Source organism: Halobacteriovorax sp. GB3, from assembly GCF_028649655.1.
Classification (GTDB): Bacteria; Bdellovibrionota; Bacteriovoracia; order Bacteriovoracales; family Bacteriovoracaceae; genus BSW11-IV.
In genome coordinates this window covers 1,215,258-1,233,435 of the sequence record NZ_JAQSLN010000003.1, presented here as the reverse complement: position 1 = coordinate 1,233,435, position 18,178 = coordinate 1,215,258, and the positions used below count along the sequence as shown (strand labels likewise).

At 37.0% G+C, this 18,178-nt stretch carries 17 protein-coding genes; 12 read left to right on the top strand and 5 right to left on the bottom strand.

Annotated elements, in window-relative coordinates:
- Nucleotides 1-12 precede the first annotated feature (12 nt).
- Nucleotides 13-1,557, top strand: coding sequence for a S8 family peptidase (locus tag HBN50_RS12305; protein ID WP_273870419.1), 1,545 nt, complete (start codon nucleotides 13-15; stop codon nucleotides 1,555-1,557).
- Nucleotides 1,557-1,817: a hypothetical protein gene (locus HBN50_RS12300; RefSeq protein ID WP_273870415.1), complete on the top strand. Its 261-nt coding sequence runs from the start codon at nucleotides 1,557-1,559 to the stop codon at nucleotides 1,815-1,817. Before HBN50_RS12305 ends, HBN50_RS12300 begins: the two co-directional genes overlap by 1 nt.
- On the opposite strand, the gene HBN50_RS12295 is transcribed toward HBN50_RS12300, so the two are convergent.
- Together HBN50_RS12295 and HBN50_RS12290 are read right to left on the bottom strand one after the other, a co-directional pair.
- Nucleotides 1,794-2,657 (bottom strand): hypothetical protein, encoded by an 864-nt coding sequence (locus HBN50_RS12295; protein ID WP_273870414.1) that lies wholly within the window; start codon nucleotides 2,655-2,657, stop codon nucleotides 1,794-1,796. The two genes, HBN50_RS12300 and HBN50_RS12295, sit on opposite strands and share 24 nt — an antisense overlap.
- 86 nt (nucleotides 2,658-2,743) lie before the next feature.
- Entirely contained in the window at nucleotides 2,744-3,562 is an 819-nt protein-coding gene (locus HBN50_RS12290; protein WP_273870412.1) for a CheR family methyltransferase, read from the bottom strand.
- Between the two features lie 252 nt (nucleotides 3,563-3,814).
- On the opposite strand from HBN50_RS12290, the gene HBN50_RS12285 reads away from it, so the two are divergent.
- From HBN50_RS12285 to HBN50_RS12255, 7 genes are all read left to right on the top strand, one after another.
- Complete coding sequence (locus HBN50_RS12285; protein ID WP_273870411.1) at nucleotides 3,815-4,519, top strand: cell division ATP-binding protein FtsE; 705 nt, start codon at nucleotides 3,815-3,817, stop codon at nucleotides 4,517-4,519.
- Nucleotides 4,507-5,298 carry a hypothetical protein gene (locus HBN50_RS12280; protein ID WP_273870409.1) on the top strand — a complete coding sequence of 264 codons (792 nt, stop codon included), beginning with the start codon at nucleotides 4,507-4,509 and terminating at the stop codon, nucleotides 5,296-5,298. The genes HBN50_RS12285 and HBN50_RS12280 overlap by 13 nt, the downstream gene beginning before the upstream one ends.
- Entirely contained in the window at nucleotides 5,295-6,353 is a 1,059-nt protein-coding gene (locus HBN50_RS12275; RefSeq protein WP_273870408.1) for a murein hydrolase activator EnvC family protein, read from the top strand. Before HBN50_RS12280 ends, HBN50_RS12275 begins: the two co-directional genes overlap by 4 nt.
- 17 nt (nucleotides 6,354-6,370) lie before the next feature.
- The gene (locus HBN50_RS12270) at nucleotides 6,371-7,750 is read left to right on the top strand and encodes a S41 family peptidase (RefSeq protein ID WP_273870406.1); all 1,380 of its coding nucleotides are present in this window, start codon (nucleotides 6,371-6,373) and stop codon (nucleotides 7,748-7,750) included.
- 68 nt (nucleotides 7,751-7,818) lie between these two features.
- Nucleotides 7,819-9,120: an exodeoxyribonuclease VII large subunit gene (gene xseA / locus HBN50_RS12265; RefSeq protein WP_273870404.1), complete on the top strand. Its 1,302-nt coding sequence runs from the start codon at nucleotides 7,819-7,821 to the stop codon at nucleotides 9,118-9,120.
- Entirely contained in the window at nucleotides 9,120-10,679 is a 1,560-nt protein-coding gene (locus tag HBN50_RS12260; RefSeq protein ID WP_273870859.1) for a histidine kinase dimerization/phospho-acceptor domain-containing protein, read from the top strand. Before xseA ends, HBN50_RS12260 begins: the two co-directional genes overlap by 1 nt.
- On the top strand, nucleotides 10,676-11,032 hold the full coding sequence (locus HBN50_RS12255) for a fluoride efflux transporter FluC (protein ID WP_273870403.1): 357 nt from the start codon (nucleotides 10,676-10,678) through the stop codon (nucleotides 11,030-11,032). The genes HBN50_RS12260 and HBN50_RS12255 overlap by 4 nt, the downstream gene beginning before the upstream one ends.
- Here HBN50_RS12255 and HBN50_RS12250 read toward each other — a convergent pair.
- Complete coding sequence (locus HBN50_RS12250) at nucleotides 10,985-12,322, bottom strand: 3'-5' exonuclease (protein WP_273870402.1); 1,338 nt, start codon at nucleotides 12,320-12,322, stop codon at nucleotides 10,985-10,987. The two genes, HBN50_RS12255 and HBN50_RS12250, sit on opposite strands and share 48 nt — an antisense overlap.
- A 155-nt stretch (nucleotides 12,323-12,477) precedes the next feature.
- Between HBN50_RS12250 and HBN50_RS12245 the strand changes: the two genes are divergently transcribed.
- Nucleotides 12,478-14,043 (top strand): HAMP domain-containing methyl-accepting chemotaxis protein, encoded by a 1,566-nt coding sequence (locus HBN50_RS12245; RefSeq protein WP_273870401.1) that lies wholly within the window; start codon nucleotides 12,478-12,480, stop codon nucleotides 14,041-14,043.
- A 30-nt stretch (nucleotides 14,044-14,073) separates the two neighbouring features.
- Here HBN50_RS12245 and HBN50_RS12240 read toward each other — a convergent pair whose 3' ends face one another.
- Nucleotides 14,074-14,904, bottom strand: a complete 831-nt coding sequence (locus HBN50_RS12240) for a purine-nucleoside phosphorylase (RefSeq protein WP_443135176.1) — start codon at nucleotides 14,902-14,904, stop codon at nucleotides 14,074-14,076.
- 7 nt (nucleotides 14,905-14,911) lie between these two features.
- Nucleotides 14,912-16,306, bottom strand: coding sequence for a thymidine phosphorylase (locus HBN50_RS12235; protein WP_273870397.1), 1,395 nt, complete (start codon nucleotides 16,304-16,306; stop codon nucleotides 14,912-14,914).
- A 126-nt stretch (nucleotides 16,307-16,432) separates the two neighbouring features.
- On the opposite strand from HBN50_RS12235, the gene HBN50_RS12230 reads away from it, so the two are divergent.
- Together HBN50_RS12230 and HBN50_RS12225 are read left to right on the top strand one after the other, a co-directional pair.
- Nucleotides 16,433-16,855, top strand: coding sequence for a hypothetical protein (locus HBN50_RS12230; protein WP_273870396.1), 423 nt, complete (start codon nucleotides 16,433-16,435; stop codon nucleotides 16,853-16,855).
- A gap of 85 nt (nucleotides 16,856-16,940) precedes the next feature.
- Nucleotides 16,941-18,155, top strand: coding sequence for a NupC/NupG family nucleoside CNT transporter (locus HBN50_RS12225; RefSeq protein ID WP_273870395.1), 1,215 nt, complete (start codon nucleotides 16,941-16,943; stop codon nucleotides 18,153-18,155).
- Nucleotides 18,156-18,178 lie beyond the last annotated feature (23 nt).

Genomic DNA, 18,178 nt, shown 5'->3' with positions numbered 1-18,178 from the left:
GAGAGGGGAAGAATGATTAAGGGAATGATCAGTTCTTTTGCATTGCTGTGTGCGGGGACAACGTTAGCGAATACATCTTTTGTTCATCCAAATGAAATTATTGTTTCATTTAAAAATGGGGATCAACTTGAGTCGCTAAGTTCAGCTGTTGTTGATAGAAAGTGGATTACAAAAAAAGTAAGTCATATATCTCTCGCTCAATTTTTAGATCAAGATAAAGTAATTGAAGAAATTAAAAAAGATCCAAATGTAGAATGGGTTCTTCCAAATATTATCTATCTTGGAAATTATATGGAATCTCTTCCTACTGGTGGTCAAATACCTCTTCAGTATCACCATAGAACAATTGGTTCATTCGACTCCTGGACTCATTTTCAAGGCAAACAAGATATCATTGTCGCGGTTACAGATGATGGCTTCTTTTTAGAGCATGAAGATATGGAAAATTCTTGGTACAAAAATCCAAATGAAATTCCTGAAAATGGTATTGATGATGATCAAAATGGTTATGTGGATGATGTCATCGGTTATGACTTTAATAATGATGATAATGACCCTTCAAGCAATTGGGATCATGGAACTCACGGAACACATGTCGCTGGGATTATAGGTGCAAACCCAAGAAATAATCTTGGTGGCGCTGGTATCGCACCAAGAGTCAAGGTTATGCCACTTAAGTTTTATGGAGAGAAGTCCCTTTCAAGTGCGATGTATTTTAAGGCCTATGCTTATGCTGCAGATAACGGCGCAAAAATAATCAATACAAGCTATAACATCGATCCTCTAGTTGAAGATCAGGTCTATTTAAAGGCCATTGAGTATGCTCGTTCGAAAGGTCTATTGATTTTTAATTCGGCCGGAAATACCAGAACGCTTAATCCAAAAAGAGGATCTCTTGAACAGCTTCTTCTCGTTGCGAGTAGCAATGAGGACGATCGCGTGAGTAGTTTTTCAAATTATGGAGAAGGAATCGATCTTATCGCTCCTGGGGAAAAGATATACTCAATCGTTAAGAATAATCGTTATGGACCACTGAGTGGAACATCAATGGCCTCTCCCATGGCCGCAGGAGTTGCTGCCTATATTTGGTCAGAAAATCCGGACTGGTCAAGCTTAGAAGTTGCTCATGTTCTACTCTCTATGACCGAGAAAATTGATGAGAAAAATAAGAGTCGCTATCAAGGAAATATTGGCTCTGGAAGACTTGTCAGTTATAGAGATGAAGTCTCTTTAAGTTCAATTCGAAATATTGTATGGGATAAAAAAGAGTCGACGGTAAAAATCTTTTTAAAAGGTCTTATTGTTAATTCGAAAGAAGAAATCAAAGACGCCCTTTCATTAACAAATAGGGGAGTTGATGTTGATTTTGAGATTGAGTTTAAAAGTGACGTTGGAGCGAATGTCATTACGCTTAAAGTTCCTGAAGATAAGGGAAGATATCAACTCGATATTGATGGATCGAAATTAGAAAATCCTTTCTTTGAAAGATTGGATGCTGATGAAGATGGACGCGCTGGTGGAGTGCGTAGTTTTCTCTATAAAATAGGCTGGTTCTAATGGATCAAAAGGAAGAGCTTCTCCTTGAGACCCTCTCATTTTTTGAGGCCATGACTTTCGAGAAAATTATTTTAGATTTATCAAAAGAGAAGTTAGGTAAAGTAGGGGAGTTTAGAAGGGATGAATTAGAGGCGCTTCTATCAAAGCTTGTTAAAGAGAAAAAAGTTGAACTTATAGAACTGAATAAAGAAAAAGCGTGGAAGAGGCTCTTTAAAAAGAAGAGCCTCTTAAGTCGATTAAAGAATTTGTTTTTGCGATAGGTTTTCTTTGTGCCAATCAATAATAGGCAAAAAGACTGTATCGATATGATCTCCATTAAATGGAATTGTTTCTAGCTGACCTGTTCTAATCGTTAAATCACTTGTCACAAAAATCACATCAGAATGCTCATCGAACATTTTATAATTTCTAATAAACGCCTTCTCTTCCATTAGATTATCTAAGTTTAAGAGGACACTGAAGAATGAACCACTTCCTCTTTGAATGGGAATTCTTGGAGCGAAGAAAGCGAGCTCACTTATCTTTTCAACAAGAATTTCTTCTCTTTCTTCTTTATTCATAGGAAGAGATTTATTCGTTATTGAGTAAAAAACAATCTCAAGTCCAAGACGGCTTTGGTCCTTTGGATTGATTGCAAGAAGTGCGAGAGCTTCATCTGGATCAGTAATCATAAGCTTCTTTGTGAGCGTATCAAACAAAGGAGCTATGATAATATCTTCACAGAGGTACTCTTTAGTATCGTTTTCTTTATAAAGAACAGGATTGTGCTTAATTATTTGAATCTCTTTATTATCCTGAATGGCCTTTAAAAGATCTCCAATCATAAAAGGGGAGAGCTGATAGTTAGCTAGAGGAATGTCAAAGAGTGGAAGTCCTAATGAATTTTTTAAGCTTTCACTTTGTACTGTGTTTTTAGAAAATGAAAAGTAGCACGGCGAACTTTCCGATTCTGTTTTAAGAGCAACAGGAGTACCTTCACTATCTGTGAGAACATAAAGGATTTCGTAGAAACCAAGGCTTTGCCTTTTCTTTGGGAAGGCGAAGCGGTTTGAAAGGATTTGATTGTTAAGTTCTTTCCAATTCTTGTATCGACTGGCCATAAAAAAGCCTCCTAGTTCTATAGGAGGCTATCATATTTAAAACAAAATGAAACTTGTTTTGCTTGAGAGCTTTCGCAAATTTTCGCTTATAGAGGTTTGCGATAAATTGTAAGGTTTTCGTAATCGACTTTTTCAAAATTTGTCTTCATCCCAATCAAACTCTCTCCTGAACCTAGAAACATGTATCCACCAGGTTTAAGTGCGCTAAAGACATTATTGAGGATATCGTTCTTATTATCCTTATCTTGATAAATCAGGACATTTCTAATGAAGATAATATGATATTGAGAAAGAGGGAAAGAATCTGTTAGGAGGTTAAACTCACCAAATCGAGCCTTTGAATGAAGGTTATGGTTAATCTTCCAATCTTCATTTTCCTGTTGTTCAAAGTGCTTCATAAGAGTTGTAATAGGAAGACCTCTTTGAACATCGAGTCCATTGTATTGGCCTTCTATCGCTTTCTTTAGCGCATCTGTCGAAATATCAGTTGCTTCTATTTGACACCTTCTCAAAATGTCATTTGAGCAATTATCAGCAATTGACATGAGAATAGAGTAGACCTCTTGTCCAGTAGAGCAAGCCGCAGACCAAATATTAAGAAGTCCGTGTGGATTCTTCTCTAAAAGCTCAGGAATAACCATTTTCGTTAGTGCCTTGAATGGTTTTACGTCTCTAAAAAAATACGTTTCATTATTTGTTGAAATATTAATGAGAACTGCATTCATGTCTGGAGTAATCGTGCCTTGGTAGAGAGCATGTACTTCTTCGACACTGTTTTTTTCAAAGAAACGAGCGAGCTCTTTTAAGCGAGATTCAAGTCTGTAGTAATCCTTTTCTTCATAGATCATTCCGGACTTTTTATAGATGTAATCAGCAAAAAATTTGTAGATGTCATTAGAAATCATGAAAACCTCAATTAATTTATCTTGTGAGCACTTGTTATTGTAAGGGGAAAACTTGCTAGGAAATAGAGGGAAAATTGAATATTTATAAAGTCTTAAAGTTATGAAAAGCTAAATATTACAGGGAGTGCCAAAGTGATCCAGTCAGGTATTTCCTAGCTTTGCTTTGTAGAGGATTCTAGGTTAGAATATTTATAGCGCCCAGTGGTGCTTTCAAATTAGGATGATTTGAATACAGCTCAAAGGATTGAACGGATGATGAATACTACCTTCCAAGGGCAGTTCGCCAAGCAGGGGATGTCAAATTCTCGTTTTGATAATCTCTTTTTCTTAGAAAATCTCTCTGTACGTTTTGACAAAGTCAGGGCCTTGCAGAATATCCATCTTTCAATTGAAAGAGGTGAGATCGTTTTTATTACAGGTCCTTCGGGCGCAGGGAAGACGACACTTCTAAGACTCCTTTCGGGAGAGATTAAGCCTGATGTCGGGACGATTCGTTTGCCCGAAAAGAATGTTTTTATTTCGCGTGTTTTTCAAGACCTTAGACTGATTGAGAGACTTTCTGTTGAAGAAAATCTTAAGCTCGTTTTTGATCCTGCTATTTATCACTCTAAAGGTGAGTTTATTCAGGATATGAATGAGTTGTGTCGAATTCTTGGGATTCAAAATAGACTTCATTTGAAAGTGAAAGATGCTAATGGGGGCTTAAAGCAGAAAGTCGCTATCATTAGGGCCCTTCTCTCACGTCCTCAGGTCTTTATCGCTGATGAGCCAACATCATCATTAGATGGAGATAATGCAAGGAAGCTATTTGAAGTTTTAAATTTATACAATGTTAAAAAGGGTTTGACCGTCATTTGGGCCTCTCACAATAGAGAGCTCGTTAAGAAGTTTACGGGTCGTATCATTCACTTAGATTCTGGAAAATTAGTATACTCGGGGCACGCATGTTTTATTTGATGCAATTTTGGAAATCATTAGAAAAAAACTGGTTGAGCGGATTCTCATTTATGATCCTTTCAATTCTAATGGTGACAACTTTTAGTCAAAAGACATTTATTGAAAAACAAGTTTTTAATAATGTACCGGCCAGTGTCAGTGGGCCGTACTTTTACGCACTCATTTCGGGAAAAGAAAATCATCAAAGAATCTCGAGAAAGCTTGGAGAACTACCTGGGGTTGCCCTTGTAAATATTCTTCAAAAAGAAGAGGTTAATGTAAAGGTAAGTGAGATACTTGAATCTCTCGGTCTAGAGTCGGGGAGTTCTTTATTTGATTTTAATTATGCAGGTCTTAAGATCATGTTTAAGAAGGGAATCAGTAAGAGATCACAAGGGCTCATTCGCGACTACTTAACTCGTTTAGTTGGTAAGAGCAAAGTAACTCTTGGAGCAACAAAAGAAAACGATACTCTTTTAAAGAAACACTCGGAAGTTGTAGGGTCATTTAAAAAGTGGGGAACTACTCTTAGCCTGGCCATTGTCTTTTTAATGTGGTGTTGGTCAGCAATGAATTTTTCCAAAAACTTAAAGCAAATTAGCTATATCGTGGAATCATTCCAAAGAAGAAGTAACGTTGGAATGAAGCTCTACCTGACAGGTACAGCTCTTGTTTTTATGTTCTCATTGAATACATTTCTATGGGGAAGTGCAAATGGCATGATGTTCGTACTAAGTGTTGCGATTATCTCAAGCTTTACTCTCTTATTTGCCAAAGGGGCTAAATGGTCACAAGTATGAAAAAAATCGTCTTTTTTTCACTATTAATTCTTGTTCACACTAGTTTTGCGCGTTCTCGAGAAGAGGATATCGCAAGTAAAAACCTCGCTGACTTAAAAAGAAAAATTTCTTTCCAATCAAAGAACTTAAAATCATTACGCTCACAAATTTCTAAATTAGAAAACTCTCTTGGAGAGTCGAATAAAAAATATATTGAGACATTAGAAGAAAAAAAACAGATCGAAATTGCTCTTTATGATGCTAGACATCGCTTAACAGAAAGCCAAGAGGCCTTAAGTGAAAATCTTGAAAAGACAAAGGGCTCCCTTAGAGCTGTTGTCCTTGGCAATTTGGATGATGTTGAAACGAGTTCAGATCTCTTATCTAAGAAGATTCTTACTCAGTTGATGCAAAAAAAGATCGAGAAGATTAAAAGTGAAATCGCTCAAGGTAAACAACTCGAACAATCGATCACAAGTTTAACTGAGAGATACCAAGAGTTCTTAAGAACAGAATCTGATCTTAAATTAATCTTAGATGACCTTGAAAATAAGAAAAGCGTCGTTGCTGAAAAATATGTTGAAGAAGAGAAAGAAAAAGATCAACTTCAAGTTCGCTTTGATCAGTTAAAATCTAAAGTTTATATTAGCCACCAACGAAAAAAAGAGCAGGTAAGAGCGAATCAGGAACTATCATTCTTGTCTCCTCTAGATGCCTATGTTGGAATTGAACATCAAAAGAAAGGGATTACTTTCAAATTTAAAGGCCAAAAGCCAGTTAAGAGTGCAGAGGCCGGGAAAGTGGTTCATATCGGTGCTCTGTCTAATTATGGTAACGTCGTAATTGTCGATCATGGTAACCAGACGAGGTCTATTTATTTTGGACATTTCTCTCCAAAAGTTAAAAAGAATACAGATGTGAAAAAGGGTCAACTACTCGGGTATACTAAATCTATCTATGGATCTAGACAGGCCGGGAATATTTATTTTGAAGTAAGAAAGAAAGATAAGGCCCAAAATACCGTTCTTCTAATGGACGATAAATTTTTAACAAAAAATAAATTAGCAAAAAATTAATATAGAAAGGATTTAAAATGAAAAAGATGTTTCTAAAGGGGGCCTTAACTGTCGCCTTAGGTTCTGGTTTAATTTTCGTTGGCAGTGATCTTGCCGCAAAAGTTCCTGAAAAATCAAGATTTGAAAAGCTTGAAATTTTCAATAAAGTTCTCTTTTTAATCGAGTCTCAGTACTACAGAAAAGTAGATACAGAAAAATTAATCAATGGAGCACTCAAGGGAATGATGAGTACACTTGATCCTCATTCAGCTTTCTTAGATAAAGAAGTCTTTTCTAAAATGCAAGAGGATACAAAAGGCGAGTTTGGTGGACTTGGAATTGAAGTGACTTTAAAGGATGGTATTCTTGTTATTACCACTCCTATCGAAGATACCCCGGCATTTAGAGCAGGATTAAAAGCAGGGGATAAAATTGTTGAAATCAATCACGAATCGACAATTGGTATAACTCTAGAGGAAGCCGTTTCTAAAATGCGTGGAAAGGCCGATAGCAAAATTATTTTAGGAATTGCTAGAGAAGGCGTGGATGGAATTAAATCTTACGAAATCAACAGAGAGATCATTAAGATCAGATCTGTTAAGAGTTCAATTGTAAATGAGAACTATGCCTATGTTCGTCTTACTCAATTTCAAAAGAATGCGGGGAAAGATATCGTTACTCACATTAAGAAAATGAGAAAACAAGCTAAGATTAAAGGAATCATACTTGATCTTAGATCGAATCCAGGTGGTTTATTAGATGAAGCTGTAAATGTTTCATCGATTTTCCTTAAAGATGGTGTTGTCGTTTCTACAGAGGGACGCGATCCAAAGAATAAAGATATTCGCTATGTAAAAAAACAAGGACACAAAGAACTGGATACACCACTTGTTGTTCTTATTAACGGCTCATCAGCTTCAGCTAGTGAGATTGTCGCGGGTGCTCTTCAAGATCATAGCCGTGCCATTATCATGGGAACTCAATCTTTTGGTAAGGGTTCTGTTCAGACGGTTTCAAAGATTGGAGAAGAAGTTGGCGTCAAACTAACGATTGCTCAATATATGACACCGAAGTCGAGAAAAATTCAAGCTCTAGGGATTACTCCTGACGTAAAGATTCCTGAAGCTGAAGGTGAGTGGCTAGAAGAAAATTTAAGTGAAGGTTCTTATATTAGAGAAGCTGACCTTAAAAATCATTTAAGTGCAACGATTGAAACTAAAGAAGAGAAGAAAAGACGTCTTGCTAGAGAAAAAGAAGAAAGACTTGAGAGAATCAAGCGTATTAAAGAAATGAGAGAAAAGAAGAAGAATAAATCTAAAGATGATAGAAAGAAGTATGATCCAAAATCAGACTATCAAGTACAGCAAGCTGTAAACTACATCAAATCATTTTCAGTCTTTAAAAGAATGTCAAAATAGTAACTATTTATACCCCTGGATTTAATCTAGGGGTATACTAGTTAAGTTCCCTTCGCTAGAATATTCCCATGGAATTTCAGCATCCCACAGTCAGTCAAATTGTCGGCCAAATTAAAAACCTTTTAGAAGGTCAGTTTAGAAATATTTCTTTTGTTGGGGAAGTGACTAATTTATCTTCTTCTGCAACTGGACATTGGTATTTTACGCTCTCTGATAGTGAGGCCCAAATGTCAGCCGCACTTTTTAAAATGGATGCCTTTAGAAATCCTGCTATCAAAAATTTAAAAGATGGTGATAAAGTTCTCGTGAGTGGTGGTGTCGGAGTCTATGCCAAAAGAGGGACTTTTCAGGTTATCGTTAAGCGCATTACGCCGGTTGGAAAGGGTGATCTTAAGGAGCAGTTTGAAAAACTGAAAAGGAAACTTCAGGCCGAAGGTCTCTTTGATCTCGAAGTTAAAAAGCCTATACCTCAATTTCCAAGACGAGTTGCTGTTATTACCGCACAAAAAGGTGCTGCACTTCAAGATTTTTTAAATATTGTTCAAAGGCGTTCTCTTTGGATGGATGTAACGTTAGTTCCAGCTCTTGTTCAAGGTGATACGGCACCTGCTTCCATAAGACATGCTCTAGAGAAAGCGATTCGCTTTTCAATGGAAGAAATGAAAAAGAAGAGTGGTAAACATTATGATGTAATTGTTCTTACACGTGGTGGTGGTTCTCTTGAAGACCTTTGGGCCTTTAATGACGAAGCTCTCGCATGGGATATTTATAATTGCCCAATTCCAATTATTAGTGCTGTAGGCCATCAGGTTGACTATAGTATTTCAGACTTTGTTTCTGATCTTAGACTTGAGACGCCTTCTGCTGCTGCGGAAACTCTAACAAACTCGCAAATGCAAATTAAAGAGAGAATGGACAATGCAAAAAGGCATTTAGAGCAATTTTCTTCATCACTTATTCATAAGAATCAGAATAAACTCTTTAGAATGAATCCTCATTCTTTATTAGAAAAACTCTATTCTAAACACCGTAGTTATCAAAGAAGACTAGAGCAATGTAATCTTAAGCATCGTATGTATGAGTTAACATCGCTCCATGACTATACGATGGAACTTGAAGAAATTAATCAAAGACTACTTACTCAAATTTCAAAAATTGATGAGAAAAAACAAAGAGTCGATAAATTAGGAGAGCTTCTTCGAGTACTCGATCCGAGTAATGTTTTAGAAAGAGGGTATTCTTACGCTGAAGATGAAAGTGGTCACGTGGTTAGTGATAGAGACTCTTTTGAAAAACTAAAAGAAGAGAGTTCTCTTATTCTTCATTTTCATGATGGTAAAGGAAGAGTCGTCAAGAGGAGGGAGTCTTGATGAGTCCAAATGTCTTTCTTTGTGAAAAATTGGTATCTAGAGATCTTCAATTTCTCGAATTAAAAAGACAATTAGAATTGGCCGGTGCTTCAATATCACAAGAAATTTCTGAGTCAGATATCATTGTCGAGCCTAAAGAGGATCTTGGAGAATTTCAATATTCCTTTCATTTTATCAGTGATCCACAACATGATGAAAGATCGCTAAAACTCGATTTTCAAGATATCAATTTAATGAAATTGGCCCTAGAGAAAATCACAAAACTTATTTCACTTAAAAGAGAGCAGTTCTTCGTTCAAAAAATAGAGTTGAGTTTAAATGAAGTTCGCTCAATAGATATTGATCAAATGAAATCTCATCTTGGTGAAACTTCTTTTGTTCGTCTACTGACACCTTTTTTATCTTACTATGCCAATAGAGATTGGTGCTTCGATCCAAAAAGTGTCGTTAGTGAATATAAGACGATTTGTGCAGAACTCGAACTTGATATTTCCTTGCAGATACTCGAAAAAAGAGATCATGAGGTATGTTTAAAAACTTCAACGATTCCTTATAACGACATCTATATATGTCTTAAAAGTGAAGATGATCTCATTAGAGCTTTTATTCTTTCAATGATTTTAACTCTTATGAAAGATAGGCGTATAAGCGATTCATCTAAAATGGATATTGAATGGGATCATATTATTTCGTCTCTTTCTTATCCAATCGCCATGTTTTCTGAAACAGAAAATGAATTGATTCTACACACTCAAGGATTCTCTAAGCTTAATGTTCTTCCAAGAGAGTGTCTTACTTTAAAAGATGGATCAACTATTGATATCGATGGTCATACATATGAGGTTATGAGAGTTGATTTCAATGTCGCACAGGCACGTTTCTTCTCACTAACTTTTAATGGTAAAGAAAATATTTCAGCAAACTCTAAAAAAGTAATTTCTTCTGAAGAGCTTGGTATTATTTCAAGTTCTATTGCCCATGAGCTGAATAACCCTATCGCCGGAATCTTAGCAAGCTTAACACTGCTTCAGTTAGAAGATGACCTTGATGATGATACGTTAAAGACGTTAGAGGAAATGGAAGAGGGGGCGAAACGTTGTCGCGACCTCATTCAGGTCTTTCTAGGCTTTACAAAAGAAAGACCGATGAACTCTCATAAGAGTTCTTTTCGATCTACTTTTGTTCAAGCAATTTCTATGTTGAGATTTAGAATGGTTGAATCTGATTGTCGTCTTTCTCTTGAACAGAGCGTCGACTCTAAAGAATACTCACGAGAGATTAATACTTCAGTTATGACGATGATCTTCTATCTTCTTATGAATGAAGTCATAACGCTCTATTCTCATTTGAAATTGGTACAAGAAGAGCAAGTTGGTACGATTCAAGGTCGTTTTAAAGAAAGTGAGGATCGCTTTATTATTCGTTTTGATGAGTTTTCACCAATAGAATTAAAAGACAAATTATCTTCTTTTAGACTTGTTCAGCATCTTCTTGATCATATTTCACTCAAGCTAGATGTGGAAGAGGATCGCATTATCATTAAGGAGATCTCTTCATGAATCAGTCGATGATAAATTTTCTGGTTGTTTTTCTTGGTGGAGGTTTTGGAGCTTGTAGTCGTTTTGCAATTTCACTTCTCATAAAAACGATGGGAACACGCCTTTGGCTTGGAACCTTAATGGCAAACCTCATTGGTTGTCTCATCTTTTTTCTTATCTCTAAAGTCGATCTAAGAAGTGGTGAGTGGCAATTACTTTTTAAGGTAGGAGTTCTTGGGTCTTTAACGACTTTTAGCACGTTTACTTTTGAAGTTGTTAGTTTAATGAAAGCTGGGCGAATAATGGAATCCGCCCTTGTTTTATTTTTAAATATATTCGTTGGGATAATTATAGGGATTTGGGTTTTGCGATAGAAATGAATCAATCTCGCTGAAGAAGTTATCTGGAGAATTCTTCGTTACGCCCTTTTTAAAGACCAGAAGGTCTTTTTTAGTTTTCTTGCAATCATTAATATAGTTTTCAATAAAATTCTTTAAAATGATCGGATAGTAGATCTTCCTAAGTTTATTATTACTCATCTTCTTTGACTTCGAATTTATATACTGAAGTAGCTTCTTTTGATGCCCTGGATAGCGAAAAACAAGTTCTGATTTTGGGTGAAGTGCTCTTAGCGGATAGACAATCATTTGTTCTGGAACAAGATGATTTGTCATGACGAAGTCTCCAAAGTCTCTGTCAAAGAGAGTGAACTCTGGATCAGAAATATGCTTTCTTTTTACATCTGGTAAATGTGTCTCCCAAAGGAAATCAATAAGCTCATTCTTTCTTTCAAATTCAATCTTATTAAAAACATTATTTAAAGAAATAAGGGCCTCTAGAAATGGGCCAACAAGTTTAATCGTTACGACCTGCCATGGAAGATCATTGAGAAGTTTCTCTAAAAAATCTCTCTCTTTATCTTTTGTTCCATCTATCTTGCAGGGAAGGGCATTGAGCATTAACCCATTTTCACCTTTTAAAGTGATGATCGCTGGTGTTTTAAGTTGATCAAACTTTACTAGTATTTCTTTATTGGTCGATTCATCTTTAAAATTTACTCGATCAAGTTCAAATCTATTTTTTGGATAATAGAGATGATTTACTTTGGAGATTCCCTTTGCTGCAAAGATCTCCAAGAAGCGAATGAGAAGTTTTCCTGTGGCAATCGAGTCATCAAGAGCTCTGTGGGCCTTTTTATGTGAGATTCCAAAAATCTTACTCATGTAATTTAAATTAGAGTTCATAAGATTTGGAATAAGGTATTTGGTCATAAGGTTTGTACAAATACTCTTATTTTCAAGCTGATCTTTTTTGAGTCTTTTTAAGACAGAGTTGAAAAAGGGAACATCAAATGAGGCGTTATGGGCCACAAGGATATCGTCACCCATAAATTCAACAATCTCATCGATAACTTCTTCGATTTTAGGACAACCCTCAACATCTTTTTGCTTGATCGATGTGAGCTTTTGAATGAAGTCTGGTATTTTAATCTCTGGTTGAATTAGGTAACTTTTCTTGTCGGTTATTTTTAAATCTCTAATTCTAACCAGACCGATCTCAATTATCTTATCTTTTTCATGATTTCCACCTGTCGTTTCAAGGTCAAAAACACAGAAATTCAATGTCTTAAGGAGTTTAAGTGAATCTTCTTTTAATTTCGTCATAAAGGTCTCCGAACATTCGTTCGCGATTAATAAAAGCGTTTAAAATCATAACATAAGTAACGCTTAGAGGTAAGCGGGCGATAAAATTTCCAATAACTCAACTTTACAATGTTTAATCCGATAAAGAATCTAAATAGTTTAAAGAAGGGTACTTTATGACTTTTAAAAACAAAGTGATTTTCTCGTTTTCTACATTGCTCCTGCTAACAATTCTTCTAGGTGGTGTTTCCTATAAGGGAACAAATTCACTTTTTACAATTATCAATAGTTCATTTAGCTATTATCTTCCTTCGATTGATTATCTCGATCAGTCAGACAGAGATCTTCAACAAATGCTCGTTGCTGAAAGAACACTTGGTTCAAGTGGAATTACAGAGGAAGAAAGAACTGCACAGTGGGATGATTACCATACAAATTATAAGCAAGTTGGACAGAGAGTTAAAAAGTACGAAGCTCTTTCTCAAGATAAGACTGAAAAAGAACTCCTAGCGACTTTTTGGAATAACCACAGAGTATGGACAGAGAAATCTGTAACTTTTCAAGATCTCATCAAAGCTCAGAAATACAAAGAGGCCGAAGAGTATTCAATTCAAACTTTAAAACCACTTTTTGAAAGTGTAAGAGATCAGCTCGATAAGCTAGAAGAGCATATTCTTAATAAATCTGAAGTCGAAAAGATTCAAGCTAAGAAGACATTGAATACAATTGTCATGACAATGATTTCTGTTCTTGCTATTTCTCTCGCCGTTATTCTTGTCGTTTACTTCTTTGTTTTTGATAAAGTCACAAAGAGTTTAGAAAACGGAGCTGGACTTCTAAGAAAGGTCAGTGGTCACTTAAAGAAAACCTCTAATGGTATTGGTGAAAACTCAGGAAGCCTTTCAAGTGCTGTAACTCAGCAAGCTGCAAGTCTTGATGAGACAGTAGCTGCTCTTAATGAAATTAGTGCAACTGTTGATAAGAATAGCGAATCTACTGATTACACATTTAAGTCTTCACAGAAATGTCGCCAAACGGCAATTGATGGGAAGGGAACTGTTACAAGAATGATTGATGAAATTGAAAATATTGGTGGAAGTATTCACTCTATTTTAGAAGAAGTAAAAGGCAATAGCGATAAACTTCAAACAATTGAATCTCTCATTGGGCAGATTGGAGATAAAACGACTGTTATTAACGATATTGTTTTTCAAACGAAGCTTCTTGCTTTTAACGCCTCAGTTGAAGCGGCAAGAGCTGGAGAACAAGGGAAGGGGTTTAGTGTTGTCGCTGAAGAAGTTGGGTCTCTTGCTTCTATGTCTGGTAAAGCGGCCCTTGAGATTAGTGAAATCCTAGAAAATAGCCGTCAGGCCGTAACAGAAATTGTAAAAGAATCTGAAGCAAGTCTTTCGAACTTAACTAGAATTGGTCAAAGCTCAATTGAGTCAGGGAAATCTGTTGCAGGAGAGTGTGGGCATGTTCTCGATGAGATCGTTGCGATGATTGAATCAAATAATGAGCAAATTGAGCAAATCAATAGAGCTTCTAAAGAGCAAGCTGTAGCTCTTAAAGAAATCAATGAAGCTATCTTAAGTATTGATGAAGCGACAAAGAGTAACTCTGAACTTGCAGAGAAAAACAATGTGATTGCTCTTGATTTAGGAAAAGATTCCAACCAAGTTCTTAATGTAACTAATAACATTCAAGAAATTGTTTGGGGTAGGAATAAGAAAGCTAGCTAATAAAAAAGGCCCTTTTAAAGGGCCTTTTTTTTAATCTCTTTTTCCGATTTCTTGAACTGCTTGAGTGAGAAGAGTTGAGAATTTCTCCATAACTTTAAGCGCTTGATCTTTAATGTCTTCGTGCTTGAGTTTTTCCTTTTCTACACCTGCGGCCATATTTGTCACACATGAAACTCCACAAACTTTTAGCCCCATGTGGTTTGCAGCGATACATTCTGGAACTGTACTCATTCCAACCATATCTCCACCGATAGCTCTAAACATTCTAATTTCAGCAGGCGTTTCATATGTTGGTCCTAAGACGCCTACATAGACACCTTCTTTAAGATCGATATTGTTTTCCTTTGCCACTGATTTCAAAACCTCTTTAAGTTCTGGATCGTAGGCATAAGTCATATCTGGAAAGCGTGGACCAAATTCATCGACATTTGGACCGATCAGAGGGTTTTTTCCCATAAAGTTGATGTGGTCTTCAATGCAAACGAGTTCACCTGCTTTGTAGTTGAGGTTAATACCACCAGCTGCATTTGTAAGAATGATAGTATCAGCACCTAGAGTACCAAGAACTCTCACTGGAAAGACGACATCATCAAGAGATCTACCTTCATAAACGTGATAACGTCCTTGAAGAACAGCTACTTCGACTCCTTGAACTTTACCAAGAATTAAACGTCCAGCGTGACCCTCAACTGTTGTTTCTCCAAAGTATGGAATCTCTTCGTAAGGGATCTCTACTTTGTCCTCAATAGAATCAACAAAAGCTCCAAGTCCTGAACCAAGAACGATTCCAACTTTAGGAGTGACTTTTTTATATTCTTGAATTTTCTCTGCCGCTGCTTTTAGTTTATCAAACATACTTATTCCCCAATTAGTTTTCTTTGATCTCGTAAACGAGAGGCTTTGTTGTTTTAGGTTTCGTCGCACTTAACTTAATATCAGACTTATTAATCGCCACATCAATTTGCTCAACTAGCTTTAGTTGCGACTTATTATGATAAACTTTTAAAAGAGTTTCACCTTTTTTAACTTTGTCTCCAATCTTCTTTGTAAGGACGAGCCCAACACCAAAGTCGATCTTATCTGAGGCCTTCATTCTTCCTCCACCGAGAGAAACACAGTGAAGTCCAAGGGCCTTGCAATTTACTTGAGAGATGTAACCAGCTTTTTGAGCCTTCACTTCATAGACTTCTTTGGCCATTGGTAGGCGAGAGTAATCATCGACAACAAGCTCATCTCCACCTTGATTTTTAATCATATCTTTGAAGACTTTAAGAGCTGAGCCGTCTTTAATAGATTTTTTAGCTTTTGCAATACCGGCCTTGTGAGATTTTGCTTTTCCTGCGAGATAGATCATTCCACCTGCTAGTTGAACAGAAATTTCTGTTAGGTCTTTTGGACCTTTTCCTCTAAGAGTCTCAATTGACTCAACAATCTCAAGAGAGTTACCAATGGCAAGACCAAGTGGCTGGTTCATATCTGTAATCATTGTCATCATACTCTTATCAAAACGGCTTGCTGTATCTCTTAAGCTTTTTGCAAGTGCGCGGGCCTTTGGAAGAGTGGACATGAAAGCTCCACTTCCTGTTTTAATATCCATAACAAGTCCACTTGCTCCTTCAGCAAGTTTCTTACTCATAATCGAAGCTGTAATAAGTGGAATCGATTCAACCGTTCCTGTAACATCTCTTAAAGCATAGATTTTTTTATCAGCTGGTGCGATCGTTTTTGTTTGACCAATAAGAGATAGTCCCTCTTTTTCAACCATTTCTTTGAATTTCTTAAGTGGAAGCTCTGTTTTGAAGCCTTTAACTGATTCAATTTTATCGACAGTTCCACCTGTGTGACCAAGTCCTCTTCCGGCAATCATCGGAACCTTAACTCCGCAAGCAGCTGCGATCGGAGCGAGAATGAATGAGGCCTTATCTCCAACACCACCTGTTGAATGCTTATCGATGACATCGCGACCTTCAAATTCCACTACATCACCAGAGTAGAGCATGGCATCTGTTAGGTAAGCCGTTTCTTTTTTATCAAGTCCGTTAATGAAAATGGCCATGAGAAGAGCAGTCATTTGATAGTCTGCAATTTGTCCACTTGTTAGCCCGTCGATGAACCATCTGATTTCATCGTTAGTCAGTTTTTTTCCATCTCTTTTTTTGGAAATGATTCCACTGGCAGTAAAGCGCATTGGGTTTTGGTCCGCTTGCGTCTTTTTCACAGCAACTTTCTTCTTTGTCATCGTATTGTTCCTTTTTGGTTTCATATGAATCCTTGACTCCTCGCAATTTAAGCTTCATCCTATTTTTATGATGTTAGCTCAATTGGAGAGGGAACATCATACGTTTTAGGCCACGTTGTGGCAATGATTGACCGACTTAAGGAGTGTTTGGTGCAATTGAAATCTATCCTGATAAAAATCACACTAACTTTTTCTTTATTGGTGGCCCAAACCACTGCAATGGCACAGGACAATAGCGATGATCTCGTTCAGGGATCAATTAAAGATATTTCTGTTGTTGTTGGAACTGGGCTTGGAGGAGCTATTTTAGGTCTTTCTACACTTTCATTTGTCGAAGAGCCAAAAGAGCACTTGGATAATATTCTCGTGGGTGGTTCCATTGGTATTATTCTCGGAGTAGGTATTGTTGCATGGAGTCAGGCGACGAAATCTAAAGGTATGTACGAGGAATACGCTGGAAAAAATAATGGATTTGACACAGCAAGTAGAGACGATTGGCATAAACAAAGCTTCGCTAAGAATGTTCCTCAGTCTAAAAATCTAAACGCTTTAAATTACTCATTCACATTTTAATAAGCTGGCTAAATTAAAAGGCCAGCTTGCCTAATCATTCTCCTAAAGTTAAGGTAGGCCGAGCTTTGACCGGGGAGAAACAATAATGATGAGAGTCATTTCATTTGTTGGACTTTTGTCCATGGTAGGTATTGCCTTTCTATTGAGTTCAGATAGAAAGAAAATTAATTGGAAAACTGTTCTAAGTGGCCTTCTTTTACAGATGACTCTTGGTCTACTCATACTCAAGACTGAAACAGGTCAGAGTTTGTTTGAAGGGGCAAGAACGCTCTTTACTGGACTTCTAGCTTATACAAATGAAGGTGCTTCTTTCATCTTTGGTTCTCTTACAGAACAAAAGCGTTTTGGTTTTGTTTTCTTTACGATGGTCCTTCCAACAATTCTTTTTATGAGTTCATTAATGAGCATTCTCTATCATATTGGTGTTATGCAATGGGTGATCAAGCTAACGGCAAAAGTTATGGTGAAGATCATGGGGACTTCTGGAGCAGAGTCTCTGGCAGCCGCTGCTAATATCTTTGCAGGACAAACGGAAGCACCACTTGTTATCAAACCTTTCATTGGAAAAATGACGAAATCAGAACTTATGGCCCTAATGACAGGGGGAATGTCCACTGTTGCTGGTGGTGTTCTTGCGGCCTATGTTAGTTTTGGAATAGATGCCGCTCACTTATTAGCTGCCTCAGTTATGTCTGCACCAGCTGCCCTTGTTTGTGCAAAATTACTCGTTCCGGAGACCGAAGAGTCTGTGACTCAGGGAACGGTTTCAATTCAAGTTGAAAAGAATACGGCAAACCTTGTTGATGCTGCAGCTAGTGGTGCCAGTGAAGGTTTAAAGCTGGCCCTCAATGTTGCGGCCATGCTTCTTTCATTCATCGCTCTCATTGCCATGGTCAATGGATTACTTGGTTGGGTCGGGACTTTGTTTGGAAGTGAAAATTTAACGCTAGAACTCATAACGGGTTACCTCTTTTCTCCTATTGCTTTTTTGATGGGAGTTCCTTGGGAAGATTGCCAAATTGTTGGATCTCTTCTTGGTAAGAAGTTAATCCTGAATGAATTTGTTGCCTATATAGATCTATCAAAAGAGCTAAGTAATATATCTCCGAGAGCAGGTATTGTTTCTACTTATGCACTTTGTGGTTTTGCTAACTTTAGCTCTATCGCCATTCAGGTTGGAGGGATTGGTTCTCTCGCCCCTGATAGACGTAAGGACCTTGCCCTTTTAGGGGTTAAGTCTCTCATTGGAGGGACTCTTGCCTGCTTGATGACAGCGTGTATCGCAGGTATCTTGTTATAGAATACTTAAGTTTAAGGAAATAA

Coding starts and splice junctions, on each gene's coding strand:
- HBN50_RS12305 (WP_273870419.1), top strand. CDS start 13: ATGATTAAGGGAATGATCAGTTCTTTTGCATTGCTGTGTGCGGGGACA.
- HBN50_RS12300 (WP_273870415.1), top strand. CDS start 1,557: ATGGATCAAAAGGAAGAGCTTCTCCTTGAGACCCTCTCATTTTTTGAG.
- HBN50_RS12295 (WP_273870414.1), bottom strand. CDS start 2,657: ATGGCCAGTCGATACAAGAATTGGAAAGAACTTAACAATCAAATCCTT.
- HBN50_RS12290 (WP_273870412.1), bottom strand. CDS start 3,562: ATGATTTCTAATGACATCTACAAATTTTTTGCTGATTACATCTATAAA.
- HBN50_RS12285 (WP_273870411.1), top strand. CDS start 3,815: ATGATGAATACTACCTTCCAAGGGCAGTTCGCCAAGCAGGGGATGTCA.
- HBN50_RS12280 (WP_273870409.1), top strand. CDS start 4,507: ATGTTTTATTTGATGCAATTTTGGAAATCATTAGAAAAAAACTGGTTG.
- HBN50_RS12275 (WP_273870408.1), top strand. CDS start 5,295: ATGAAAAAAATCGTCTTTTTTTCACTATTAATTCTTGTTCACACTAGT.
- HBN50_RS12270 (WP_273870406.1), top strand. CDS start 6,371: ATGAAAAAGATGTTTCTAAAGGGGGCCTTAACTGTCGCCTTAGGTTCT.
- xseA (WP_273870404.1), top strand. CDS start 7,819: ATGGAATTTCAGCATCCCACAGTCAGTCAAATTGTCGGCCAAATTAAA.
- HBN50_RS12260 (WP_273870859.1), top strand. CDS start 9,120: ATGAGTCCAAATGTCTTTCTTTGTGAAAAATTGGTATCTAGAGATCTT.
- HBN50_RS12255 (WP_273870403.1), top strand. CDS start 10,676: ATGAATCAGTCGATGATAAATTTTCTGGTTGTTTTTCTTGGTGGAGGT.
- HBN50_RS12250 (WP_273870402.1), bottom strand. CDS start 12,322: ATGACGAAATTAAAAGAAGATTCACTTAAACTCCTTAAGACATTGAAT.
- HBN50_RS12245 (WP_273870401.1), top strand. CDS start 12,478: ATGACTTTTAAAAACAAAGTGATTTTCTCGTTTTCTACATTGCTCCTG.
- HBN50_RS12235 (WP_273870397.1), bottom strand. CDS start 16,306: ATGAAACCAAAAAGGAACAATACGATGACAAAGAAGAAAGTTGCTGTG.
- HBN50_RS12225 (WP_273870395.1), top strand. CDS start 16,941: ATGATGAGAGTCATTTCATTTGTTGGACTTTTGTCCATGGTAGGTATT.